This window comes from Ruegeria sp. YTSC106 (assembly GCF_059609765.1).
Genome location: NZ_JBXWMI010000002.1, coordinates 277338 through 301167, shown reverse-complemented (window position 1 = coordinate 301167; position 23830 = coordinate 277338). Strand labels below are relative to the sequence as shown.

General features: G+C 55.1%; 22 protein-coding genes, 1 tRNA gene and 1 pseudogene. 20 read left to right on the top strand and 4 right to left on the bottom strand.

Features of this window, described 5'->3' with window-relative positions:
* The first annotated feature begins 17 nt into the window (after positions 1-17).
* From pyrH to AC2FEB_RS03690, 11 genes and pseudogenes are all read left to right on the top strand, one after another.
* Positions 18-770 carry a UMP kinase gene (gene pyrH, locus AC2FEB_RS03740; protein WP_496671891.1) on the top strand — a complete coding sequence of 251 codons (753 nt, stop codon included), beginning with the start codon at positions 18-20 and terminating at the stop codon, positions 768-770.
* Positions 771-1034: 264 nt separating this feature from the next.
* A complete protein-coding gene (locus AC2FEB_RS03735) occupies positions 1035-2261 on the top strand; it encodes an aminotransferase class V-fold PLP-dependent enzyme (protein ID WP_496671894.1) in 1227 nt (408 codons plus the stop codon).
* A 51-nt stretch (positions 2262-2312) separates the two neighbouring features.
* Positions 2313-3734 carry a cryptochrome/photolyase family protein gene (locus AC2FEB_RS03730; RefSeq protein ID WP_117869190.1) on the top strand — a complete coding sequence of 474 codons (1422 nt, stop codon included), beginning with the start codon at positions 2313-2315 and terminating at the stop codon, positions 3732-3734.
* Between the two features lie 69 nt (positions 3735-3803).
* Positions 3804-5012 carry an SAM-dependent methyltransferase gene (locus AC2FEB_RS03725; RefSeq protein WP_117869189.1) on the top strand — a complete coding sequence of 403 codons (1209 nt, stop codon included), beginning with the start codon at positions 3804-3806 and terminating at the stop codon, positions 5010-5012.
* Positions 5013-5027: 15 nt separating this feature from the next.
* The gene (locus AC2FEB_RS03720; RefSeq protein ID WP_496671898.1) at positions 5028-5468 is read left to right on the top strand and encodes a TrgA family protein; all 441 of its coding nucleotides are present in this window, start codon (positions 5028-5030) and stop codon (positions 5466-5468) included.
* A 27-nt stretch (positions 5469-5495) separates the two neighbouring features.
* Entirely contained in the window at positions 5496-6611 is a 1116-nt protein-coding gene (locus AC2FEB_RS03715; RefSeq protein ID WP_496671901.1) for an NUDIX domain-containing protein, read from the top strand.
* 68 nt (positions 6612-6679) lie between these two features.
* Positions 6680-7714, top strand: a complete 1035-nt coding sequence (locus tag AC2FEB_RS03710; protein WP_117869187.1) for a cysteine synthase A — start codon at positions 6680-6682, stop codon at positions 7712-7714.
* Positions 7714-10140, top strand: a complete 2427-nt coding sequence (locus AC2FEB_RS03705) for a DUF3772 domain-containing protein (RefSeq protein WP_496883842.1) — start codon at positions 7714-7716, stop codon at positions 10138-10140. Before AC2FEB_RS03710 ends, AC2FEB_RS03705 begins: the two co-directional genes overlap by 1 nt.
* Before the next feature lie 133 nt (positions 10141-10273).
* Positions 10274-10363 (top strand) — tRNA-Ser (locus AC2FEB_RS03700).
* A gap of 323 nt (positions 10364-10686) precedes the next feature.
* Positions 10687-11394 (top strand): annotated as a pseudogene (locus AC2FEB_RS03695) (IS6 family transposase).
* Between the two features lie 179 nt (positions 11395-11573).
* A complete protein-coding gene (locus AC2FEB_RS03690; RefSeq protein ID WP_496671906.1) occupies positions 11574-12092 on the top strand; it encodes a redoxin domain-containing protein in 519 nt (172 codons plus the stop codon).
* Positions 12093-12116: 24 nt separating this feature from the next.
* Here AC2FEB_RS03690 and AC2FEB_RS03685 read toward each other — a convergent pair whose 3' ends face one another.
* Positions 12117-12785: a GntR family transcriptional regulator gene (locus AC2FEB_RS03685; RefSeq protein ID WP_496671909.1), complete on the bottom strand. Its 669-nt coding sequence runs from the start codon at positions 12783-12785 to the stop codon at positions 12117-12119.
* 322 nt (positions 12786-13107) lie between these two features.
* Between AC2FEB_RS03685 and AC2FEB_RS03680 the strand changes: the two genes are divergently transcribed.
* The 9 genes from AC2FEB_RS03680 (at position 13108) to AC2FEB_RS03640 (ending at position 21376) form a co-directional block, all read left to right on the top strand.
* Entirely contained in the window at positions 13108-14082 is a 975-nt protein-coding gene (locus AC2FEB_RS03680) for a TRAP transporter substrate-binding protein (RefSeq protein ID WP_117869183.1), read from the top strand.
* Between the two features lie 76 nt (positions 14083-14158).
* Positions 14159-14692 (top strand): TRAP transporter small permease, encoded by a 534-nt coding sequence (locus AC2FEB_RS03675; RefSeq protein ID WP_496883841.1) that lies wholly within the window; start codon positions 14159-14161, stop codon positions 14690-14692.
* A 2-nt stretch (positions 14693-14694) separates the two neighbouring features.
* Positions 14695-15981, top strand: coding sequence for a TRAP transporter large permease (locus tag AC2FEB_RS03670; protein WP_058272447.1), 1287 nt, complete (start codon positions 14695-14697; stop codon positions 15979-15981).
* A 19-nt stretch (positions 15982-16000) separates the two neighbouring features.
* Positions 16001-16420: a GlcG/HbpS family heme-binding protein gene (locus AC2FEB_RS03665; RefSeq protein WP_496671914.1), complete on the top strand. Its 420-nt coding sequence runs from the start codon at positions 16001-16003 to the stop codon at positions 16418-16420.
* A gap of 25 nt (positions 16421-16445) precedes the next feature.
* Positions 16446-17318, top strand: a complete 873-nt coding sequence (locus AC2FEB_RS03660) for an NAD(P)-dependent oxidoreductase (protein ID WP_496671917.1) — start codon at positions 16446-16448, stop codon at positions 17316-17318.
* A gap of 54 nt (positions 17319-17372) precedes the next feature.
* Complete coding sequence (locus tag AC2FEB_RS03655) at positions 17373-18116, top strand: SDR family NAD(P)-dependent oxidoreductase (RefSeq protein WP_496671920.1); 744 nt, start codon at positions 17373-17375, stop codon at positions 18114-18116.
* Between the two features lie 355 nt (positions 18117-18471).
* Positions 18472-19572, top strand: a complete 1101-nt coding sequence (locus AC2FEB_RS03650; RefSeq protein WP_496671923.1) for a mandelate racemase/muconate lactonizing enzyme family protein — start codon at positions 18472-18474, stop codon at positions 19570-19572.
* Positions 19569-20609, top strand: coding sequence for a zinc-dependent alcohol dehydrogenase (locus tag AC2FEB_RS03645; RefSeq protein WP_117869177.1), 1041 nt, complete (start codon positions 19569-19571; stop codon positions 20607-20609). Before AC2FEB_RS03650 ends, AC2FEB_RS03645 begins: the two co-directional genes overlap by 4 nt.
* The gene (locus AC2FEB_RS03640; RefSeq protein WP_117869176.1) at positions 20606-21376 is read left to right on the top strand and encodes an SDR family oxidoreductase; all 771 of its coding nucleotides are present in this window, start codon (positions 20606-20608) and stop codon (positions 21374-21376) included. Before AC2FEB_RS03645 ends, AC2FEB_RS03640 begins: the two co-directional genes overlap by 4 nt.
* A gap of 75 nt (positions 21377-21451) precedes the next feature.
* Here the strand turns inward: AC2FEB_RS03640 and AC2FEB_RS03635 are convergent, their stop codons facing one another.
* The 3 genes from AC2FEB_RS03635 to AC2FEB_RS03625 all read right to left on the bottom strand — a co-directional run bounded on the left by AC2FEB_RS03635 (position 21452) and on the right by AC2FEB_RS03625 (position 23705).
* Positions 21452-21826: a secondary thiamine-phosphate synthase enzyme YjbQ gene (locus AC2FEB_RS03635; protein ID WP_496671930.1), complete on the bottom strand. Its 375-nt coding sequence runs from the start codon at positions 21824-21826 to the stop codon at positions 21452-21454.
* Between the two features lie 112 nt (positions 21827-21938).
* Positions 21939-22802 carry a sugar phosphate isomerase/epimerase family protein gene (locus AC2FEB_RS03630; RefSeq protein ID WP_117869174.1) on the bottom strand — a complete coding sequence of 288 codons (864 nt, stop codon included), beginning with the start codon at positions 22800-22802 and terminating at the stop codon, positions 21939-21941.
* 12 nt (positions 22803-22814) lie between these two features.
* Complete coding sequence (locus AC2FEB_RS03625; protein ID WP_496671935.1) at positions 22815-23705, bottom strand: NAD(P)-dependent oxidoreductase; 891 nt, start codon at positions 23703-23705, stop codon at positions 22815-22817.
* Positions 23706-23830 lie beyond the last annotated feature (125 nt).

Here is a 23830-nt window from a genome sequence, read left to right as displayed (position 1 = left end):
CCAGCCCGGAGCGCAACATGAGCCTTTCCCCTGCTACTGAAACTGCTGAGTCCCCGAAAACAAAGTACAAACGGGTCATGTTGAAAATTTCAGGGGAGGCGTTGATGGGGGATCAGGGATTCGGTCTGCACCCGCCAACCGTGCAACGCATCGCACAGGAAGTGAAATCGGTCCACGATCTGGGCGTCGAGATTTGCATGGTCATTGGCGGCGGCAACATTTTTCGGGGCCTGAGCGGTTCAGCCCAGGGGATGGAGCGGACCACAGCGGATTATATGGGCATGTTGGCTACGGTAATGAACGCGCTGGGGATGCAATCCGCACTGGAAGAGAACGGAGTGTTCACCCGCGTGATCTCGGCCATTCGCATGGACGAGGTATGCGAGCCTTATATCCGCCGCCGCGCCGTACGGCACCTCGAGAAAAAGCGGGTCTGTATCTTCGCCGCCGGTACTGGCAATCCATATTTCACGACAGACACCGCAGCCACCCTGCGCGCCAACGAAATGGCGTGCGAGGCGATCTTCATGGGCAAGAACGGAGTGGATGGCGTGTACGACAAGGACCCTGCGGAACATGCTGACGCAGTGCGTTATGATACCGTGACCTATGATGACGTGCTGGCCAAGCGACTGCGGGTCATGGATGCCTCGGCCATTGCGTTGGCACGCGACAACAATCTGCCCCTGATCGTCTTCGGGCTTGATGAGCCCGGTGGCTTCCGCGGAATTCTCGCAGGCGAGGGGACCTATACCAAGGTTCAGGGTTGAGGCCGGTGCAAGCGCCGGGCAACTCTGCAAGCTTTCAAAGCCCCGGCCTTATGTCGGGGCTTCTGCGTTTTGCTTTTGCTTGACGGTTGAGGACGGCGCTGTCTAAGTATCGGTGTCCTTCCAAGGCGAAGGGCTGCCCCGTGCTTTGTTGGCCCAAGGCCCGAGCACAGGCTGGGCTGGAAGACCTGCCATGATTTCTGAGATGTCCGGAAACATGCGTGGGCATCACATTGATCTGAAAGCATAAATAAGGAGCAATGAGGCATGAGCTCTCTGGATATCGATTTCGTTCGGGCGCAATTCCCGGCCTTTTCCGAACCCAGCCTGCAAGGCCAGGCGTTTTTCGAAAACGCGGGTGGATCTTACACCTGCAAGCCGGTGATTGACCGGCTGACACGGTTCTACACGCAGCGCAAGGTTCAGCCCTACGCCCCATATGAGGCCAGCTGCTTGGCGGGCGTCGAAATGGACGAAGCGCGTGCGCGCATGGCCGCCATTCTGGGCGTTGACACGGATGAGTTGAGTTTTGGCCCCTCAACCACCCAGAACACTTATGTCTTGGCGCAGGCGTTCCGACAATGGATGCAGCCCGGCGAGGCAATCGTCGTGACCAATCAGGATCACGAAGCCAACTCTGGCCCATGGCGCCGTCTGGCTGAGGACGGGATTGAGGTGAGGGAATGGCAGATCGATCCGGAAACCGGATCGCTGAACCCTCAGGATCTGGAAAACATGTTGGACGAAAAAGTGCGTCTGGTCTGTTTTCCTCATTGCTCAAATGTTGTTGGTGAGATCAATCCGGTCACAGAGATCACTGCTATTGCGCATGCGGCGGGTGCGTTTGTCTGCGTTGATGGCGTATCCTACGCCCCGCACGGATTTCCGAATGTTGGCGATCTGGGGCCGGATATCTATTTGTTTTCTGCGTACAAGACCTATGGCCCGCATCAGGGGTGCATGGTCATCCGCCGCACACTGGGAGAGCTGCTGCCCAACCAGGCGCATTATTTCAACGGTGACGTCTTGTACAAGCGATTCACCCCGGCTGGCCCCGATCACGCGCAGATCGCAGCCAGTGCTGGTATGGCGGATTATGTTGAGCTGCTGTGTGCCCACCATGGCGGGCCCGAGACGGGCGCGGCAGAGCAGGGTGCGTTTGCCCATGATCTGATGCGGTCGCACGAAGTGTCGCTGCTGCAACCGGTTCTGGATGCGGTAAAGGACCGTAACGCGGTACGTCTGATCGGTACGTCTGACGCCAACCGGCGCGCGCCCACCGTTGCGCTTTCGTTGAACCGTCCGGCTGAACCAGTTGCAGCAGAACTGGCGCAATATGGTGTCATGGCAGGTGGCGGAGACTTCTATGCGGTGCGTCCCTTGCGGGCGATGGGTGTTGATCCGGTACAAGGTGTTTTGCGCGTCAGCTTCACACATTACACTACACAGCACGAAATTGATCAGCTTTTAGAGGCTCTTGAGCGCGTTTTGTGATCCACTACCCTTGAGAGTGCGTATAGATAAGAACCTCAAGGGCGGATTGTAGTGCAAGAGCAGGCTCCGATCGTTTTGTGGTTTCGACGGGATTTACGTCTGTCGGACCACCCCGCGTTGACTGCGGCGGCCGAAAGTGGCCGTCCGGTCATACCACTTTTTATTCATGACGATATTGTCGACCAGATGGGAGCCGCGCCAAAGTGGCGTTTAGGCTTGGGGTTGGAGGCATTCAAAGCGTCACTGGCCAATATGGGCAGCCGACTGATCTTTCGACGCGGTGATGCGCTTGAACAGGTGCAGCGGGTAATGGCCGAGACCGGCGCAACCTCTGTCTTCTGGTCCCGCGCTTACGATCCTGCCTCGATTGAACGCGACAAGAAGATTAAGTCTGTACTTGCAACAGAAGGTGTGACTGCAAAGTCATTTTCCGGGCATCTGCTTTTTGAACCCTGGACTGTCGCCACCAAATCGGGTCATCCGTTTCGGGTTTTCACACCGATGTGGCGTGCGGTTCAGGGGCGGGAAGTACAACTTCCTGACGCGCCAATTACTGCGCTTAAGGCACCTGTGTCGTGGCCTGCTTCTGACGGCTTGAGCGATTGTCGGTTGGGGGGGGCAATGAACAGGGGAGCGAGGGTCGTGCGCCCTCATGTGCAACCTGGCGAGCGAGCCGCTCTGGATCACCTCGAAGAGTTTCTCGACCGGATTGTTCAATACTCCGATCTTCGGGACAGGCTGGATCAGGATGGGACGTCCAACCTGTCAGAGTACCTCTCTTTGGGTGAGATCGGGCCACGCACCGTCTGGCACATGATCCAGCGGGCCGCGTTGACCGGAACACGGGGAACCGACGCTTTTTTGCGCCAACTTGTCTGGCGTGAGTTTGCTTATCATCTTATGTTCCATACGCCCCAACTGGTGACATCCAACTGGAAGCCGGAATGGGACAGTTTTCCCTGGAACACCGATCCGGACCATCCCGAGGTCACTGCCTGGCGGCAGGCCAGAACCGGAATCCCTGTTGTCGATGCCGGCCTGCGGCAAATGTATGTGACAGGTCGGATGCACAACCGGGCCCGTATGATCGTCGCAAGCTATCTGACCAAGCATCTGATGACCCATTGGAAAATAGGGATGGAGTGGTTTGAGGATTGTCTGGTCGACTGGGATCCGGCCTGTAATGCCATGGGCTGGCAGTGGGTTGCCGGCTCGGGGCCCGATGCATCCCCGTTCTTCCGGATTTTCAATCCCCAGACACAAGCAGAGAAATTCGATCCTGACGGGGTGTTTGTGCGCCACTGGATCGCTGAAGGCCATGCCGAACCCGGCAACACGGCCCTTTCATATTTTGATGCCGCGCCGAGATCGTGGGGTCTGCGCCCGGATGCGAATTACCCCAAGCCGATCGTTGAATTGTCCGAAGGGCGGACCCGCGCCTTACGCGCATACGAAAGCCGAAAACCCCACTAAGGAACTGAAAACTTGCCAGAAACAATTTCGCCGCCTAGCTTTGTACAAGTACCGCAGAGGGGAGAGCGGATGATCCTGACGACGACCGAAGGGCAGAAAAACCTGCCCAGATATTTCGCCCAAGTCTTCAAAATGTTGAACCGGATGGAATCCGGGCGACTGGATATCAAACTGCCCGATGGTCGCACGTTTCGCGCAGAAGGCGCAAAGGCCGGACCGGTTGCTCAGGTCGAAATTCACGACGACGACGTCTTTGCACGCCTGATCCGCGAAGGCGAACTGGGCTTCTCCGATGCGTATCTGGACGGACATTGGAGTACACCTGATCTGCGGTCTTTCATGGATCTTGTGCATCTAGGAACCGAAACCGTTTATGACGGGTTTACGGGCCAGTTTCTTGTTCAGGCCTATGAACGGCTGCGGTTCTGGCTGCACCGAAACAACAGGGCGCAAGCCAAGAAGAACATCTCGTATCACTACGATCTGGGAAATGATTTTTACAGCTCATGGCTGGACGAGACGATGACTTATTCCAGTGCGATATTTGAAACCGGGCAGGAAAGCCTCGAGAATGCGCAGACAGCCAAGTACGCCAGTCTTGTGGATGAGATGGGTGCAAAACCGGGGGATCATGTTCTGGAGATCGGATGTGGCTGGGGCGGTTTCGCGGAATATGCCGCAAAGGAACGGGGTTTGCGTGTCACCGGCCTGACCATCAGTCAGGAACAATTTAAATACGCCAAGGAACGTATTGAAAAGGCAGGATTATCAGATCAAGTCGAATTCAAGCTGCAAGACTATCGGGATGAACGCGGGGTCTATGACGGCATAGCATCCATCGAGATGTTTGAGGCGGTGGGTCAAAAATACTGGCCGGTTTATTTCGAAACCGTTCGTGAGCGGTTGAAGCCTGGCGCTCAAGCGACTTTTCAAATCATAACGGTGGGTGATCACCGCTGGGATTTTTACAAGAATGGCGTTGATTTCATTCAGAAATACATCTTCCCGGGTGGAATGCTTCCGTCACCGACAATCCTGCGTCAGCAGATAGATCAGGCCGGGTTGCAGGTTGTACGCTCGAAAGAATTCGGGAAAAGCTATGACCTGACTCTGCGCCGCTGGTATGAAACATTCAACGACAAATGGGATCAGATCTCGGACTTGGGGTTTGATGAGCGTTTCCGCCGCATGTGGAATTATTATTTGACCGCGTGCGGTGCGGCCTTTGACACGGGCAATTGCGATGTGACACAGATTACAATATCGAAACCAAGTTAACTCCCGGACCGTCACATGCCCACTGCCTCGCGTCTCGTAGCCGCTGTTTGTCTCATCGTGCTGGCTTTTCTTGTTTCAAGCATGGTTATCGAAAATGGTGAAGAGGGTAAGGACTATGGTTACTTTACCTATGTGAACATGGCTCTTGGCGCGATCTGTGGCTGGAAAATCATGGGCAAGCGCGCCGGGCGCGGGTGGACTGCCGGTATTAACAACGGCTTGACCGGAGTTGCCTCACTGGTTTTTTGGGCGCTGTTTGTGCAGGGGTGCTATCGTATGTTCGATCTTGCAATGCGCAATCGCTATGGTGGCCCGTTCGAAGCCGTGATGGCCATTTTTTCGATTGGAATCGATTACGGCAAGCAACTGATCTATCCCGAGATTCTCATCACATTCGCCGTTGGTGCCGTTGTCGCCGGGCTGGCCACGGAACAGGCCAGCCGCAAATGGCGCTGAACCATTTCGTCACAAGAGAGATTGAATTTGTCTGATCTGTTCTTCTATGGAACGCTGCGGTATCTGCCGCTGTTGCAGCGCGTTCTGGGCCGTCCGCTGGGCGAAATAACGTTTCATACTGCCAAGCTGTGCGATCACGCGGTTCACGCGGTTCAGGGGCAGGATTTCCCGATGATCCTGCCCGCCAAGGGCGCCGCTGCCGAAGGCTTGCTGGTGCAGGGTTTGTCATCCGATGATCTGGCCAGGCTGGCCTATTACGAAGGATCTTTTGACTATGACCTGAAATCGTTGAAGGTTATTCTGGAGGACGGGGGCGAAGCCCCGGCGCAGGTCTTTTTCCCGACCCCGGGCGCATGGCAGCCTGGTGAGTTGTGGTCGTTACAGGACTGGGTGGACAAATTGGGCGAGGTTACAGCTCTCGCTGCCGAAGAGGAAATGGCCTATTTCGGCAAAGTCGATCCCAAAGTCATGGCACGCAGCGTACGCGCCATTCAAACCCGTGCCTGGGCAAAGATCATGGCCAGCCAGCGGCGAACCGGCGACCCGCGGAACATAGACGAAGACGTAATTGTGCACCGCCACGACCGGGTCTATGTGGACTATTTCGGGATGGAGGAAATCGACCTTCAGTTCCGGCAGCATGACGGCAGCATGGGCCCCGTGCTGCACCGGGGCGGTTTGATGCAGGGCAGTGCCGTGTCGGTTCTGCCGTATGACCCGATCCGGGACACCGTGCTTTTGGTTGAGCAGTTCAGGCCGCCGGTGTTTTTGATCAACGATCCGGAGCCCTGGCTTTGGGAAGCAGTTGCCGGGATGATCGACCCCGGCGAAACGCCTGAACAGACGGCGCATCGCGAGGCCATGGAGGAAGCAGGAGTTAGATTTGACAGGCTGGAATATGCGGGCGGCGCGTATTCTTCCAGCGGTTCCTCTACGGGTTTCATGTATCTTTATGTCGGACTTGGCAATTTAACTGAGACAACAATCACCGGTGGCTTGGACACAGAGGGTGAAGATATCCGCAGCCGGATTCTGCCATTCGACGAATTTATCGATATGACGGACCGCCATCTTTTCAAGGATTTGCAACTGGTGTCCCTGGCGTACTGGCTGGCCCGCCATCGGGATCGTTTGCGAGCGTGACTATCTCGCTTGTGGTCGCGGCAGTGCGGCTGTAAATCTTCGAAGATACCAAATGACAAGGGGCGACCATGCGCATTGCACGAGATCTTGCTGACGCAGTAGGAAAAACACCGCTGATCCGGCTGCGCCGCATCAGCGAAGAGACTGGATGCGAGATTCTTGGCAAAGCCGAGTTCATGAACCCGGGTCAGTCGGTAAAGGATCGTGCTGCTCTTTTTATCATTAAAGATGCAATCGCTCGGGGGGATCTGAAACCGGGCGGTACCATCGTGGAAGGCACAGCCGGCAATACCGGTATTGGTCTGGCTCTGGTCGGTGCATCGATGGGATTCAAAACGGTTATCGTTATCCCCGAGACCCAGTCGGAAGAAAAGAAGGATATGCTGCGTTTGGCAGGCGCTCAGTTGGTTCAGGTGCCCGCAGCCCCGTATCGCAACCCAAATAATTTTGTGCATTATTCCCGCCGTCTGGCTGAGGAACTGGCGCAGACAGAACCCAATGGCGCAATCTGGGCCAACCAGTTCGACAATGTGGCGAATCGTCAGGCACATGTGGAAACCACGGGGCCCGAGATCTGGGAACAGACAGGCGGCAAGGTTGACGGGTTCGTCAGCGCCGTCGGGTCGGGTGGAACGTTGGCAGGCGTCGCCGAAGTTTTGCAGCCCAAGGGCGTCAAAATCGGTCTTGCCGATCCCATGGGGGCTGGCCTGTATTCGTTTTACACGACGGGTGAGATCGCGATGGAGGGTGGTTCGATCGCCGAAGGCATCGGGCAGGTGCGTATCACCAAGAACCTGGAAGGGTTTACACCGGATTTTTCGTATCAGATCACCGACAACGAAGCGCTGCCGTACATCTTTGACCTGCTGCGTGAGGAAGGTCTGGTCATGGGCGGCTCAACCGCAATCAACATGGCAGGGGCGGTGCGCCTGGCTAAGGAAATGGGGCCAGGTCATACCATCGTGACCATCCTGTGCGATTACGGCACTCGGTATCAATCAAAGCTGTTCAACCCCGAGTTCCTGCGAGAAAAAGAGCTTCCGGTTCCGGATTGGATGACCGAAGCGCCACGCAGCATTCCCGGCGTATTCGAGGACGTGTGATGCTTGGACAGGTCCGCCTGTTTTTTACCCTGTTATTCCTGTGCTTTGTCTGGTTTTCAACTAGCGCTGTCGCGCAACTGACGGATCGTCAAAGCGAGTATTATCAAGGTTGGATCAAAACGGCGAACCGGGCCGAATCCGTGATTGAGGCGAACCGGGCTTCGGATGCCGCACTAGAGAAATTGCGTTCAGAAATAAATAGGTACAGGGAAGACTTCAATCGGGCCCGAGGTGCTAACACCGACCGCATCACGACGCTTGAAAGTCAGATAAAAGCGTTGGGCCCCAAACCCGAAGGGGACGCGACCGAACCCGAAGATATAGCCAATCTTCGCGCGCATCTGGAAGAACAGCTCAACAGTCTGCGCGTGCCGCGCATCATATCCGAAGAAGCGTATAGCCGTGCGAATGGCCTGATCAGCGAAATCGATCGGATCCTTCGCGCGCGGCAGAAAAAAGAATTTTTTGAACAGGGCCCGTCGCCGATCAACCCGGCGTATTGGGGGCCGGCATGGGTGGATGTCAAAGAGGCCATTCAAAGCCTTGTAAACGAAACGATCACGAATTTGCGTTCAGATGTCGTGCGCGAGCAAGTTCGTGCTCGTGGGCTCGCAATCTTCATACTTCTGATCATTTCAGCCGTGCTGCTGATTTTTGGCAAACGGTGGTCCGAACTTGGAGGCGACTACCTCAGGTTACTCGGCGGGGCCGGGACGGGGGTATGGTCGTTCGTAATCTCACTACTGCGAATTCTATTGCCATGGATCGGAGTGGTTGCCGTGGTCACGGCGATCAGTCTCACCGGTGTTCCGGGGCTGAGGGGCAGCCTTTTGCTTCAGAATGTTCCGTATTGGGCAGCGATCCTGTTTTTCTATGACTGGATTGGTCGCCAAGTGTACGTGATCGGCGCCTCGCAGGGGTTCAAACGTCTGTCCGCAGCGCGTATCACCGAACTGCGCGTGTACATAGACCTGCTTGCCCTGATACTGGTTTTGCACGAATTGGCGCTGCTGTTTGAGCGGATCGAAAACATTTCCGACGCGACCCGCGCCGTCGTCAGCTTCCCGATCATTGTCGCTACGGCTTTGTTGTTGTTGCGAATACGCCAGATTCGAACAACCGACGGCCCGCCGGATCAATCTGCCTCGACCCGTTCCGCAGGTTTCAGCCAGTTGGTCGAGTTCCTGCGCCGGGCTTTGTTCCTGTTGGGCATCGTGTCTCCTTTGTTGGCGATTTTCGGATACACCAATGCGGCCGAAGCAATCGTGTTTCCTGCGGTCAAGACATTGGTGCTGATCGGGGCCTTGGTCATCCTGCAGCGGTTCATCAGTCAAATTTACGGTTGGATCACAGGGCAGGGAGAAGCCGCGCGAGATTCGCTTTTTTCCGTACTGGTCGGGTTTGCATTGGCCATCACGGCACTGCCAATTCTGGCAATTTATTGGGGCGCACGCAAGACTGATCTGCTGGAAGTATGGTCGCGCCTGCTGCTTGGGTTTGATCTCGGCGGAGTTACGATCTCGCCAAGCAACTTTCTGACCTTTGTTGCCGTTTTCGCAATCGGTTATACGCTGACGCGTCTGTTGCAAAGCGGACTGCGGAATTCGCTTCTGCCGAAAACCAGCATAGACCCGGGTGGCCAAAACGCGATTGTCGCCGGGTCCGGATACGTTGGGATATTTCTTGCCGCGTTGGTGGCAATCATGGTGGCCGGATTTGATTTGTCGTCGCTGGCGATTGTCGCCGGAGCGCTGTCTGTTGGGATCGGCTTTGGTTTGCAGACAATCGTGTCAAACTTCGTCTCAGGCATCATCCTTCTGGTCGAGCGCCCGATTTCCAAGGGGGATTGGATCGATGTGAATGGCATGATGGGATATGTGCGGGACATTTCCGTTCGCTCGACCCGGATCGAGACGTTTGACAGGACGGATGTAATTGTTCCGAATTCTGACCTGATCAGCGGTGTTGTTACAAACTATACCCGTGGCAATACGATTGGGCGGGTGATTGTTCCGGTGGGTGTTGCCTACGGAACTGACACGCGTCTGGTCGAAACCATTCTGGGTGAAGTCGCCAACAACCATCCGATGGTTTTGGCCAACCCGGCGCCAAGCGTTGTATTCCAGGGGTTCGGAGCGGACTCTTTGGACTTTGAAATACGGGCGATCCTGCGGGACGTGAATTGGGTTCTGTCGGTGAAATCCGACATGAACCATGAAATCAACCGCAGATTCTCGGAGGCGGGGATCGAGATTCCATTCGCACAGCGTGATATCTGGTTGCGAAATCCTGAAACCCTGCAAGCCTCGGGAAAAGGTAAGCAGGATGCTTCCGTATCTGAGCAGGATCAACCAAGTAAAGTCGCACAAGCTCCCGCGGATTTGACCGAGGCAGATATGGACTCGGATTCGGGTGATGAGGTTTGAGCGACCAGATCCCAGCACGTGCTGGCCTTTTGTCACCCCACAGAAGGTGAACAGAATAATTTAAGCATTCACCTGAATTCACCGAATTGGGGCCTTGCAAATTCGATTGCATTCGTCCAAACATCGCCGGCACGGAGAGGTGGCCGAGTGGTCGAAGGCGCACGCCTGGAAAGTGTGTAGGCGGGAAACCGTCTCCAGGGTTCGAATCCCTGTCTCTCCGCCATTAGTTTTTCTATCAGTTTGATTTTATTAAATTATTATCGGCAGATTTTATGTTGTCCGTCATCTTCCCCCCTTCGAATCTGCGGTTCGTCAAGTTTTGACGCCCAAACAGATGGGTTGTTGAAAACTAAACCTGTGCGAAAATCTCCGCAGTGTTAAGTCAGCCCTGACCTCGCTCCTATTGCTATTGCAATAGTGTGACCAGAAAACTGGTAGCCACACTAAGCGAGAAGAAAACAAAAACCGGGAATTAGATGAACTTAGACCGGCATTTTCAGAGGAAACCGGCTTGAGGCGGGTAGGGTGGTTCCGTAGCTTCTTGGGATGACAAAACCCAATCCAATTCGCTACTTCGAAACCAGCCCAGAGATCATTCGCCTGGCCGTTATGATGTATGTCCGGTTCCCGCTGTCGCTGCGGAACGTGGAAGATCTTCTGCATGAGCGTGGCATCGACGTAAGCCACGAAACGGTGCGGTTTTGGCGGAACAGATTTGGTCCAGTGTTCGCAGCTGAGATCCGCAAAAACAGGGTGAGCCGGATTCGTTCTTACTCGAACTGGCAGTGGCACTTGGACGAGGTTTTCGTGAAGATCAATGGCAAGACACACCACCTTTGGCGGGCCGTTGATCACGAAGGTGAAGTGATGGAAAGCTTTGTCACTAAGCGCCGGGATCGTAATGCAGCGTTGAAATTCTTAAGAAAATCAATGAAGAGGTATGGCCGGCCGGAAGTGATTGTGACGGACAAACTTCGGTCCTATGGCACCGCTTTGAGAGTTATTGGCAACGCGTGAAGGCAGGATACGGGATGCTGGGTGAACAACCGAGCGGAAAATTCACACCTTCCATTTCGACGAAGGGAACGAGTGATGCTGCGTTTCCGACAGATGCAATGTTTGCAAAAATTCGCCGCTGTCCATTCTTCGGTGCACAACCACTTCAATCAGGAACGCCATCTTTATTCACGACACAATTTTAAAGTTAACCGAACCGCCGCCCTCGCCGGGTGGCGCCAGCTTTGTTCCGTATAAGTTCACGCATCTGCCGGCAAACTGAGATTGGTTCGAATTCGTCTGAAAGCACCATCGAGCGCGCCTTTCAAGCACCCAATGATATCGCGTTCTTGGTTTCAATCATTGCCTTAACGTGACATGAACTAAGCTAACGTTATCCGCGCAAAGCCATTGTTTATAGAACAAAGGAACGACTCATGACCTCAGCCAAACCAAATGTAGGCGCGCAAATCGAGCAAATGAGTTTTATGAGACTGGGGTCTGAGGACAAGGTTACGATCGGTCAGCAAAGAGACCGCTGGACCATGCTGTTTGTCTATCGAGGCAAGCATTGTCCACGCTGTAAGCGCTTCTTGAACAAGTTGAATGCGGCGCTGCCGGCATGGGATGACGTTATGGACGTTGTTGTTGTCTCTGCTGACACCAAGGAAAAAGCTGCGGCAGACAAAGCGGAATTTGGCTGGGATTTTGATCTTTGTTATGGAATGACCGAAGCGCAAATGCGCTCGCTTGGTCTTTATGTGTCATCACCTTTATCTGAAGCAGAAACAACGGGTCTATTTGCCGAACCTGGTGCGTTTGGTATCCGTCCGAACGGGACGCTGATGCTGGTCGATATCTCTAACGGCCCTGCGGCACGTCCCGATTTGGACGAGCTTTTGGACGGAATGAAATTCAATATTGATAATGACCGTCCGGAACGAGGAACGGCCTGAGACCACCAGATCGCTTGGCCTCGGTTACTCAAAGTAGTCTGGGTGCGTCTTGTGAATGAAGTCGATGGTTTCGTCGAGGCGGGACAGGTGTTTTCTGACAGAGGATTGCGCTTGGTCATGGTCTCCTGCCGCCATAGCCTCTGCAATCTCACGGTGGTCGGCGAGGATGGCTTCTGCGGCACTACTCTTTTCAAGGCTGAGCATACAAAGCCGGTCAACCTTTTGCTTTGATTCTAGCATCACATCAAAGGCCATCGGATTGCCGCTGAGCACATAGATCAGTTTGTGAAAATCATAGTCCAGCGTGTGAAACGCCGATAGATCACCTTCACTGATCGCCTGCTCTTGTAAGGCGAGATTTTCTGCAAGTTTTGCTTCACGTGTTGCGTCCCAAACTTCCATTGCTCGATGGACGATCTCCAACTCTACCGCCATTCTAACCAATCGAGCGAGAGCCACACGCTCCATCGAAAATCCCCGAACTACGGTCGCCTTTTGTGGTCGTATTAAGAGCAGATCTTCGTTGCCGAGCCTTGTGAACGCGTTGCGAACAGGTTGGCGTGATACACCGAATCGGCTCGCTACCTCAGATTCGGAAAGCTTCGTACCGGGAAGAATTTCAAGCGAAACGATTTCGTCGTGTAGCGCTTCATAGACCGCATCGGTTGTGGTTCGTCTGACTATATCTTCCACGGAATGTTGCTTGCGCCCTCTGTCTTGATCACGTTTTAGTATTCCCGATTCACCGTTAGGGCATTGAAATCAATATTGTTTTCTATTGACTTCCGCTTGAGCGAACCAATTTGGACCTTTCACCTATCAAATGCCCTGCGCCTTCGACTGTCAAGCAATCTGACATACTAGATGCTCACAGTTGACAGAACTTGGATACTAGTGTCCCTTTAGTGACAGCAGCGATTCTGGTTCTTGGGGAAATCGAAAGCTATGTGGCTTACGGTCTCTGAAATTCCATGAAAGCCAAATCCTGTCCAAAATTAATCGGGGAGGAGAACCCATGACTTTCACGAAATCGTTCTTTGCGACTGCGACCGCCGTGGCACTGATTGCAACATCAGCTTCAGCCGAAAACTGGCGGGCCTGGAACATCCACAACGACGGCCATCCCAACACGGCTGCAATGGACAAGTTTGCCGAACTGGTTGACGCTGCTACAGACGGCGAAGTTACCGTCGATGTGTTCCACGGTGGTGTTCTGGGTTCTCAACCGGATGCCCTTGAACAGGTTCGTATCGGCGCAATCGAGGTCGGTAACTTCAACCTCGGTCCCATTGGCCCAATGGTAAAAGAAGCTAACCTTGTATCGCTTCCTTTCATCTTTAAGGATGTACCGCACATGTTCCGCGTGCTGGACGGCGAAGCCGGTGAGGTTGTTTCAGCTGCAATGGGTGAAGCAGGCGTTCTGCCACTGGCATGGTTTGATGCCGGTGCGCGTTCTTTCTACAGCCAAAAGCCGATCAACACGCCCGCAGATGTCGAAGGTCTGAAAATCCGTGTGATGAACAACGATCTTTATACATCGATGATTTCGGCTATGGGCGGAAACCCGTCTCCAATGGCTTTCTCCGAAGTTCAGCAAGCTCTGAAAACCGGCGTTGTTGATGGTGCGGAGAACAATTTCCCGTCGTTCAAGAATGTCGGTCACTATGAAGTGACCACAAATTATTCTTTGTCCGAGCACCTGATTATCCCCGAGTGCATCTGCGTGAACACGGCCAAATTCAACGCGCTGTCGCCTGAGTTGCAAGCCGCTGTGCGCGGTGCAGCAGAAGAAGCCGCACTGGTCCAGCGTGAGCTTTGGGCAATTGGCTCTGAGCAAGCGCGTAAAGATGTTGAAGCGGCTGGTATCACGGTCAACGAAATCGCCGACAAAGGCCCATTCCAGTCCGCAATGGATTCGGTTTATGCAGACTACTTGGCTGCAAATCCTGACATGAAAGCGTTGGTGGAAATGGCGCAAGCTACTGAATAAGTTGCTTTAAAAGTCCAACTTTGAGCGCCCGGCTCCACCAATTGGATGCCGGGCGTTTTGTCTCAAAGGAAATCCAATGCAAGAGCCAGATACCCCACCTGCCGCCATGCGCAACATGGACAGGATCCTTGATCTGCTCGCACGAGTTTGCATGTTGCTGTCCGGCGTCGCCATTGTTGTTATGACAGCGATCTTTGCCTGGCTGGTATTCGGCCGCTACGTTCTGAACAACACGCCCACGTGGGTCGAGCAGGTTTCACTGCTTTTGGTCATGGTCATCGCGTTCCTCGGTGCGGCTGCGGGCGTGCACAATCACACGCACCTCTCTGTTGTCGTGTTCCGCAATATAGTTCCGCCCTCTTTGCGAACGGTTTTCGTCGTGGTCTCTGATGTCCTGATGGCAGGTTTCGGTGGCATGATGTTTTGGTACGGAATCGAGTTGACCACATTCAAATGGAACACCCTGATCCCGCTCATCCAATGGTCAGAGGGCTTGCGCTCCTTGCCTCTGACAATCAGCGGCGCGCTGGTGTTCCTTTTTTCTAATGGCCATCTGATCCGCCTGTTTTTGGGCCGAGACGAACGCCAAGACAACATAGATCAGGGATAGTCATGGGACTCATGATTCTGTTGGGGGTTTTTGCCCTATGTGTCATCATAGGCGCGCCAGTGGCATACGCCCTTGGTATCGCTGCATTGGCTTCCTTTTGGTTTGAAGGATTGCCGCTGTTTGTTGGATTCCAGCGTATCGTGTCGGGGATCAACGTCTTTTCGCTAATGGCGATCCCGTTCTTTATCTTTGCAGGCGAGCTTATGTTTCACGGTGGTATCGCGATCCGGTTGGTTCGGTTCGCGCAGGCTGCCGTAGGCGCTGTGCGCGGTGGGCTTGGTATCGTCAATGTGTTCTCTTCCATGTTGTTTGGTGGCATTTCCGGGTCGGCAATTGCCGATATCTCGGCGCTTGGGTCGATCCTGATACCGGTGATGAAAGACAAAGGTTATGATGCCGACTATGCGGTGAACGTCACAGTGACATCATCAATTGCCGGGATCATCATCCCGCCCAGCCACAACATGATCATCTTTGCCCTTGCAACAGGCGGTGCTGTTTCAATCTCAAAACTGTTTCTGGCTGGCGTTGTGCCCGGCGTCCTTATGTGTTGCTGCCTTGCAATTGCAGCGTATGTCGTAGCGGTCAAACGTGGTTATCAGGCCGAGCAGTTTCCAGGTTGGACCGCACTTGCCATTGCTTTTGTGGGTTCGATTCCGGGTCTATTGACGGCCGTGATCATTGTCGGAGGCGTCTTGTCAGGCGTCTTTACGGTGACTGAATCCGGCGCGTTTGGGGCAATGTATGCCTTTGTGGTGACGCTTGTTGTCTATCGCAGCCTGTCCTGGGAAAACTTCAAAACCGCCGTTATCTCTTCGGTGCGCACAACGTCTATGGTGATGATCCTGATCGCCTGCGCTGGTGCCTTTGCCTATATGCTGACGTTCAACCGGGTGCCGACAAAAACAGTCGAATTCTTGTTGGGTATCACAGAAAACCCGATCCTGATCTTGTTGATGATCAACGCTGTGCTGTTGCTCTTGGGGATGATCATGGACATGGCCGCGCTCATCCTTATCTGCACGCCGATTTTCCTGCCGGTGATGAACATGCTGGGTATCGACCCGCTGCAGTTCGGTATGATCCTTTTGGTGAACCTCGGTCTTGGTCTTTGCACGCCACCTGTCGGGACCTGTCTCTTTGTGGGGTGTGCTGTTGGAAAACTACCGATGGAGAAAGCGGTCAAAACGATTTGGCCTTTCTACCTCGCCATCTTTGCCGCGCTAATGCTGATCACTTTTGTACCGGCAATATCGCTGACGCTACCGAATCTGATCATTGGACCCTAAATCAAAGGAGAATGAGGCGATGCTGACAATAAGACGCCTGGACATCGATGACGCGGGCAAGTTAATCGCAGGAGCGCGAGCCAAAGCGCAGGAAATCGGCGTGCCAATGTGTATTGCCGTCACCGATGAAAGCGGCAACCTCATCGCGTTTGAGCGGATGGACGGCGGCAAGATCACCAGCATCAACCTAGCCATCGACAAGAGCTTCACCGCGGCCGGCATCCAAAAAGGTACGGACGCTCTTGGTGAAGCTAATCAGCCGGGTATGGCCGCACATGGAATATCTTCATCGTTGGGGGGGCGCATGGTGACCGTTGCAGGTGGCCTCCCTGTGACGGTTGACGGACATGTTGTCGGCGGGGTCGGAGTGAGCTCGGGCTCACCAGCGCAAGATCTCGAAGTCGCGCATGCAGCGGTCACGGCGCTCTGCGAAGTCTAATTGGAAAGAGTTTAAGGAGTCAGATATGACAAAACCCGTCATCGGTTTCATAGGCCTCGGTCTCATGGGCGGCAACATGGCAGAATGCCTGCAAAACAACGGTTTCGATTTGGTTGTCATGGGCCGCAACAGGGAAGCGGTGGCCGCCACAGTCAACCGCGGCGCTGTGGAGGTTGCGACCCCACGAGAGCTTGCTGCGAACAGCGACATCGTGATGCTTTGTGTAACGACATCGGAAGTCGTCGAAAGCCTGATCTATGGCGACGACGGCATCCTGGCAGGCATAAAAAAAGGTGCTGTGGTCATTGACTTTGGGACTTCCATTCCGGCGTCCACCCGCAAAATTGGCGCTGATTTGGCCGCCAAAGGTGCCGGTATGGTAGACGCACCGCTCGGACGCACGCCCATGCACGCCAAGGATGGTTTGCTGAATATCATGGCAGCGGGGGATATGGCCAACTTTGAGAAGGTGAAGCCTGTCCTGGATGTACTGGGGGAAAATGTCTTTCACCTCGGCGAACTGGGTGCGGGCCACGTGACCAAGCTCATCAACAACTTTATGGGTATGACGACGGCTTGCACCATGAGCCAAGCCTTTGCTGTAGCTGAACGCTCAGGGGTTAACAAACAGCAGCTTTTTGACATCATGTCAGCTGGACCGTCCAATTCCCCCTTTATGCAGTTTTGTAAGAACTACGCGGTGGATGGTGTCAGCGATTTGGGGTTTTCGATTAACAACGCCAACAAGGATCTTGGTTACTTCCTGAAGCTGGCCGAGGACGTGGGCACTCGTGCCGAGATCGCTGAAGGAACCGCGAACAACCTTCAGGCAGCCGCGGACGCAGGCATGGGCGACGGCAACGTGCCGGAAATCTTCGACTATTTTGCCAAGCTTTAACGTCAGATCAATCAGTCACGCATAGCAGCACCAATTGAACGGGGAAGAACAACCATGAGACTTCAGGGAAAGACCGCAATTGTCACGGGTGGCGGCCGCGATATCGGGCGCGCCTGCGCTGTCAAACTTGCCTCCGAAGGGGCAAATGTCGCGGTGAACTACTTCGCCAGTAATGCCGGCGCCGAGGAAACCGTAACCGAGATCAAAAAGATCGGTGGACAGGCGTTTGCAATGCAAGGCGACCTGAACAAACCCGAAGAGGTCGATGCGTTGATCGCCAAGACGGTCGATACCTATGGCAACCTGAACATTCTGGTGAATAATGCCGGAGGTTTGATCGCGCGCAAGAAAATCACCGAGATGTCGCTTGAACATTGGCAGGCTGTCATGGATCTCAACCTGACCAGCACGTTTCTTATGGTCAAAGCGGCGCTGCTGCATATGAAGTCCGGGGCGATTGTAAACATCGCCAGTCAGGCGGGTCGCGATGGCGGCGGCCCGGGTGCTTCGGCTTATGCAACATCAAAAGGCGGGGTCATGACGCTCACCCGTAGTCTTGCAAAAGAACTGGGTCCCGATATTCGTGTCAATGCAGTCTGCCCAGGCATGATCGACACGGATTTCCATAACATCCACACTCCCGATGCAGGCCGTCGCGGGCTAGAAGCAGCCGCTCCGCTCAAGCGGCAAGGCCGGTCTCAGGATGTTGCGAACCTAGTGGCGTTTCTAGCAAGCAAGGACGCGGCTTATCTGACCGGAACCAATGTCGATATCAATGGTGGGATGCTGTTCTCGTGACCACGGCAGAACAGGTTACATAATTGTCGAACGCTACCGTTTCTCGAACTTCGAAGTACTGGAAACCGAAAAATGCGTATTCTTGCGATAGGTGAATGTATGGCCGAAATGGCCCCTTCCGTCGTCAGGATTTTTGGAACCAATTGCGTGTTAAGCTATGAGAGAGTTTGGCTCATCCGTCGTAGTGATTATGCGGCGCGTTGCCTGTGATGCAAGCGTGTCTGAACTTTGAAAACGGTCGGGGCAACATCAGTTTCAGTGCCTATTGGCAGATGGTCATACGTGGAGTCTTTCTTTTTGCGGTCATCCTTTTACAGTCTCGGGTTATTGTTAGGCAGCAGAAGGTCTTAGGTTCGTGAATCGCATAGAAAGTGTTTCAGCGCGGCTGTTCAACGTCCCGCTCGCCGAAGTCCTGGTCGATGCCAAGCATGGGGATCACACGTTCTTTCAATTGATCACCGTCACCATTCAAACGACGGATGGGATCGAGGGGGTCGGGTATACCTATACGGGGGGCAAGGGAGGTCATGCCATCCTGGCGATGATCCAGCATGACCTGGCGCCGTTCCTTGTAGGAAAAGACGCCGAACAGATCGAAAGCCTGTACGATGCCATGCAGTGGCACGTGCACTACGTCGCACGGGGCGGGATCGCCTCGTTTGCCATCTCCGCCGTGGATATTGCCCTGTGGGATATTCGCGGCAGAACGCAGAATGCGCCATTGTGGCAGATGGCCGGCGGAGCGTCCAAACGATGCAAGGCCTACGCTGGCGGGATCGACCTGAATTTCTCGTTGAAGAAACTGCTGCGCCAGACCGAAGGTTACCTTGCGCGTGGGTTCAACGCAGTCAAGATCAAGGTCGGGCAACCGGATCTGGCCGACGATCTTGCGCGTGCCCGGGCGGTGCGCGAGATGTTGGGACCGGACCGGTTCTTCATGGTTGACGCGAATTATTCGATGACCGTCGAACAGGCAATCGTCGCGGCCCGAGGGTTCGCCGACTGCGATATCTTGTGGTTTGAGGAACCGACTATTCCAGATGACTACAAAGGCTATGGCCGAATTGCCGAAGCGACAAGCGTTCCCCTTGCCATGGGTGAAAACCTGCACACCATACACGAGTTCGAATACGCTTTCGATGACGCGAAGCTGAGTTTCATCCAGCCCGATGCCTCAAACTGCGGCGGGATCACCGGCTGGTTGCGCGTGGCCGCGCTAAGCGCACAGCACGGTATTCCGGTTTGCAGTCATGGGATGCAGGAGCTGCATGTCAGCCTTGTTTCTGCGCAACCCAAAGCAGGGTGGCTAGAAGTACACTCATTCCCAATAGACCAGTACACGACCCGTCCGCTGGTTGTGGAAGACTGTCTGGCAGTAGCCCCGGATACTCCGGGAACCGGAATAGAATTCGACTGGGACAAATTGAACGCGGAACACAGGGAGATGCATACATGACGACCCAGACGATCTCTGCGGCATACTACAGGGGCAACAAGAGCTTTGCTGTAGAGCAAGCCCAAGCGACGGCTCCGGGCCCCGGCGAGGCTGCGGTTCGCGTTGCCTATTGTGGGATTTGCGGGACGGATATGCACGTCTACCACGGCAACATGGATGCCCGTGTCGGCCTGAACCGGGTGATCGGGCACGAGATGTCTGGTGTCGTCGAAGCAGTGGGCGAGGGGGTGCATACGGTACAACCCGGCCAGAAGGTCGTTGTCCGGCCGCTTGATCATTGTGGCGAATGCCCGGCCTGCAAGCGGGGGCATCAGCATATCTGCCAAAATCTCAAGTTTCTCGGCCTGGATACCGATGGCGCCATGCAAGAGATATGGACCGTTCCGGCCCACACATTGCACGTTCTGCCGGACGACTTGCGCATGGATCACGCAGCATTGATCGAGCCAATCGCCGTTGCTTGCCACGATGTGCGCCTGTCTGGCCTGCAACCTGCTGAGGACGTTGTCGTTATCGGCGGCGGCCCGATCGGTATCCTGGTTGCCATGGTCGCGCGGGATGCAGGTGGAAATGTTGTGATTTCCGAGGTGAATCCGAACCGTCTGGCGATAGCCGAAAAACTTGGCTTTGACACGATTAACCCGACCGAATCCGATCTGGTGGCCACGATTAACGCACGCACGGGCGACAAGGGTGCAGATGTGGTTTTCGAGGTGTCGGGAACGCAGCCCGGTGTTGATGCGATGACCGCGGTTGCCGCGACGCGGGCCCGGATCGTAATGGTCGCGATCCATGCTCAAAAGCCCCAGATCGACCTGTTCCAGTTCTTCTGGCGAGAGCTGCAGCTGATCGGTGCTCGGGTCTATGAGCCAGAGGATTATGAAAAAGCCATCGCAGTTGTTGCCTCGGGCGGAGTGGACGCGGATGTTGTGATTACCGACGTCAACCCTCTGTCAGACATTCAGGCCGCGTTCGAAGCACTGGATAGCAGCCCAACCGCAATGAAAAGCCTGATCGAAGTAGGACCGCGTTCATGAGTGTTTTGCAAAGTTTCGACCTGACGGGAAAGACCGCCCTTGTGACCGGGTGCAAACGCGGCATCGGGCGCGGCATGGCCGAGGCACTGGCGTCGGCCGGAGCCGATATCATCGGCGTGTCTGCCTCGCTCGAGCTGTCCGGGTCGGATGTCGAAAAAGCAGTCACGGCGATGGGGCGCAATTTCCGGGCTTACCAATGCGACTTCTCGGATCGGGCCGCGCTGCATGGGTTCATTGATCAGTTGAGGGCCGACGGACAAGCCCCTGATATCCTTGTCAACAACGCCGGTACAATCAAACGCAAACCCGCCGCCGAGCACCCGGACGACTGGTGGGACGAAGTGATCGAGGTGAACCTGTCCTCGCAGTTCGTTCTGTCTCGCGAGATCGGCAAGGACATGCTGGTTCGGGGTTCGGGAAAGATCATCTTCACTGCCTCGTTGCTGACATTTCAGGGAGGGATCACTGTGCCAGGCTATTCGGCCTCGAAAGGTGGGATTGGACAGCTGACCAAGGCATTGGCCAACGAATGGGCCGGGCAGGGCGTGAACGTGAATGCGATCGCCCCCGGCTACATCGCGACCGACAATACCCAGGCCCTGCAGGACGATCCGGTCCGGTCGAAGTCGATCCTGGAACGAACACCACAGGGTCGTTGGGGTACGCCCGATGATTTTGCCGGACCGGTGGTCTTTCTTGCCTCTGCCGCGTCGGACTTCGTCAACGGAGAAATCCTTGTCGTCGACGGGGGGTGGATGGGTCGGTAGCACCGGCAACGCACCATTTGACCCAAAGCGTCAAGTCCCGATGTAGTGCACCTTCAATCGGCGCGTTTTGGGCGTCTAGCGATGTTCGAACAGGTACAGGCTTTGCACGCGACCCAACGGAAGCTGCCCCTGTTCGACCGGGATCGATACTTGAGTTTGCGTCAACAGCGCCCGCAGATGCGACGGAGCGTTGTCGTCCTCGGTCGGGCGGTGGTGATACTTGCCTGGTGACTTGGGTATGAGTTCCTCGAAGAACGTCTCGATATCCTTGAGTACCTCGGGATCGGCATTGGCCTGCACCAACAGCGCAGCACCCGTGTGGACGCACCAAAGGGTCAGCAGGCCCGAGCCAAATCCATGTTCAGACACCGCACGCTGAACGATCCCGCTGATGTCGGTGAGGGATTTGCCGGACGTTTCAATTGACAGGTTAAAAAACTCTTGTTTCATCCAGCAGGCCCTTTTCCTGATCCCGCGCGAACGCGCCCAGTCTCCTACACCCCATTTGGCGTTCAGCTTTACGGTGCATCCATTGAATTTGTAACGCTGTTTGCCTCGATGTTCATGCAAACAGGCTTTTAAACCTGTCCACACACAGACGAAAACCATCTTCGAAGTTTCCGTTGCCGGGGTGATAAACACTCTCGAAGGAAATGACGCCATCATAGCCGTCGGATCTGAGCGCGTCGGCGATGGGTTGAAGCAGAGGCGCAAGCTGGCCTTCACCCATGCGGCACACTTCCAGCGTTGCCCGCGGCGTGTCGACCTTCACGTCCTTGATGTGAATGTGACCCACGTAGCCGCCGCGCAGTTCTTCATAGCCATCCGGGTATGCCAGTTCATGACACCAGCAGTTGTTTCCAGGGTCCCACAGCACTTTCAACGCGTCTTTTGCGTCCAACTCGTCAATCAGCTTGCGGGCCGTATAGTTGGAATTGACCAGTGTGCCGTTTCCGGTTTCCACGACAAGCTTCACCCCCTCAGTTCTTGCCAGTTCAACCGCAGGCGCGATAAGCGGGGGCATCGAGTTCCATACCCCATGCGCTACGTTCCACTTCTCGGCGCCGTTTTTTCCCCAGAGTATCTGCTCTTTTCGTTGGGTCATGATCCGAACCAGCGAAGACCCCACGATATGCGCCATGTCGATCACGCGTTTCAAGGCGTCCATGTGCCGAGTGTGCAGATCGTCGCCTGGCCTGTTGGCAGCTGTCATCCCTGCAAAGATATGGCGCGACAAACATGACACAGGCTTGCCCCGGTCGCGCAAGAGCGCATCGATCTCGGCAATTTCCTGCGGGGAATGGTCCCCGACCTCCGTATCACCAACGAACTGAAGCTCTGCATAGTCCAAGCCGAACTCGTCCATCACGTCCACGGCATGCCGCAGATCGCGGGAAATGCCGTCGCAAATCACACCTAGTTTCATGTTCGCTCCCCCTCAGCGATGCAATTCTGCGCCAACGATCTCTTCGATGACGCGAGTACACACCCAGTTGTCGCCTTTCGGGTATTTGGTTTTTCCTGCGTGAAAGATCTGCATTGCGGATGACGCTGTGTGCATTGGAACGCCCAACGCACCGGCTAGTGCCAGAGAGATCGTCAGGTCCTTATGCATGGTTGCGATATGACTACCGGTGGCCTCGAACTTGCGATCAATGATGTTTTCAAGGGCGGTATTCACGACGCCGCACCCCGCGCTGGATGAGGAGAAAACATCAAGCAATGCCTGACCGCTGACACCGGCTTTGGCCGCCAGGGCCGCAGCCTCGAATGTGGCGGAAAAGATCGATCCGATAAGGGATTGCAGGCAGGCTTTCACGGTTTGCCCGTCGCCGGCGTTTTCTCCGACCCGATGAATGGTTGCCGACACTGCCTGCATGACTTCGGCATTTCGGTCCAGCACATCCTCAGGACCGGCAGCCATCATCGTCAGTGTGCCGTTCTGCGCGCCGGGAAACCCACCCGAGACCGGCGTGTCGATCAGGTGGATGCCCGAGCCCTCCATGTCTTGCCCGATAGCGCCTGCTTCGGCCGGGGTAATGGTCGCCGACAGGATGACCGTTCCGCCTTTGGCCATGTTCGCAACCAGGCCGTTTTCACCCAGAATGACATCGCGGGCCTGATCTCCGTTCATAACCATGACAAACACACTGGCGGCGTGACGGCCGACCTGTTCCACGCTGTCCTTGGGCAGGCCGCCCATGTCGGCAAATGCCGTCAAGCGAGTCTCACTCAGGTCGAAACCGGATGTTTCAAAGCCGTTCTTGATTAGGTTTTTAGCCAGGCCGCTGCCCATGTCGCCAAGACCGATTACGCCTGCGGTTTTCATTTGAACCTCTCCCGTTCTTCCGCCATTGCCATGTGGCAGACGTTTCGAAAAATGATGCCCAATCGCATCGGTTTTCGCGGGAGTTTCACGCGTCTTGAACAGACTTCGGGCGAGTCCGGAAGACA

Excerpts from the sequence above, each read along its gene's own strand:
- AC2FEB_RS03675 (WP_496883841.1), top strand. The coding sequence starts at position 14,159 with ATGCAAGAGCCAGATACCCCACCTGCCGCCATGCGCAACATGGACAGG.
- AC2FEB_RS03635 (WP_496671930.1), bottom strand. The coding sequence starts at position 21,826 with ATGAAACAAGAGTTTTTTAACCTGTCAATTGAAACGTCCGGCAAATCC.
- AC2FEB_RS03705 (WP_496883842.1), top strand. The coding sequence starts at position 7,714 with ATGCTTGGACAGGTCCGCCTGTTTTTTACCCTGTTATTCCTGTGCTTT.
- AC2FEB_RS03660 (WP_496671917.1), top strand. The coding sequence starts at position 16,446 with ATGACAAAACCCGTCATCGGTTTCATAGGCCTCGGTCTCATGGGCGGC.
- AC2FEB_RS03725 (WP_117869189.1), top strand. The coding sequence starts at position 3,804 with ATGATCCTGACGACGACCGAAGGGCAGAAAAACCTGCCCAGATATTTC.
- AC2FEB_RS03720 (WP_496671898.1), top strand. The coding sequence starts at position 5,028 with ATGCCCACTGCCTCGCGTCTCGTAGCCGCTGTTTGTCTCATCGTGCTG.
- AC2FEB_RS03640 (WP_117869176.1), top strand. The coding sequence starts at position 20,606 with ATGAGTGTTTTGCAAAGTTTCGACCTGACGGGAAAGACCGCCCTTGTG.
- AC2FEB_RS03645 (WP_117869177.1), top strand. The coding sequence starts at position 19,569 with ATGACGACCCAGACGATCTCTGCGGCATACTACAGGGGCAACAAGAGC.
- AC2FEB_RS03655 (WP_496671920.1), top strand. The coding sequence starts at position 17,373 with ATGAGACTTCAGGGAAAGACCGCAATTGTCACGGGTGGCGGCCGCGAT.
- AC2FEB_RS03690 (WP_496671906.1), top strand. The coding sequence starts at position 11,574 with ATGACCTCAGCCAAACCAAATGTAGGCGCGCAAATCGAGCAAATGAGT.
- AC2FEB_RS03630 (WP_117869174.1), bottom strand. The coding sequence starts at position 22,802 with ATGAAACTAGGTGTGATTTGCGACGGCATTTCCCGCGATCTGCGGCAT.
- AC2FEB_RS03625 (WP_496671935.1), bottom strand. The coding sequence starts at position 23,705 with ATGAAAACCGCAGGCGTAATCGGTCTTGGCGACATGGGCAGCGGCCTG.
- pyrH (WP_496671891.1), top strand. The coding sequence starts at position 18 with ATGAGCCTTTCCCCTGCTACTGAAACTGCTGAGTCCCCGAAAACAAAG.
- AC2FEB_RS03710 (WP_117869187.1), top strand. The coding sequence starts at position 6,680 with ATGCGCATTGCACGAGATCTTGCTGACGCAGTAGGAAAAACACCGCTG.
- AC2FEB_RS03735 (WP_496671894.1), top strand. The coding sequence starts at position 1,035 with ATGAGCTCTCTGGATATCGATTTCGTTCGGGCGCAATTCCCGGCCTTT.
- AC2FEB_RS03670 (WP_058272447.1), top strand. The coding sequence starts at position 14,695 with ATGGGACTCATGATTCTGTTGGGGGTTTTTGCCCTATGTGTCATCATA.
- AC2FEB_RS03680 (WP_117869183.1), top strand. The coding sequence starts at position 13,108 with ATGACTTTCACGAAATCGTTCTTTGCGACTGCGACCGCCGTGGCACTG.
- AC2FEB_RS03665 (WP_496671914.1), top strand. The coding sequence starts at position 16,001 with ATGCTGACAATAAGACGCCTGGACATCGATGACGCGGGCAAGTTAATC.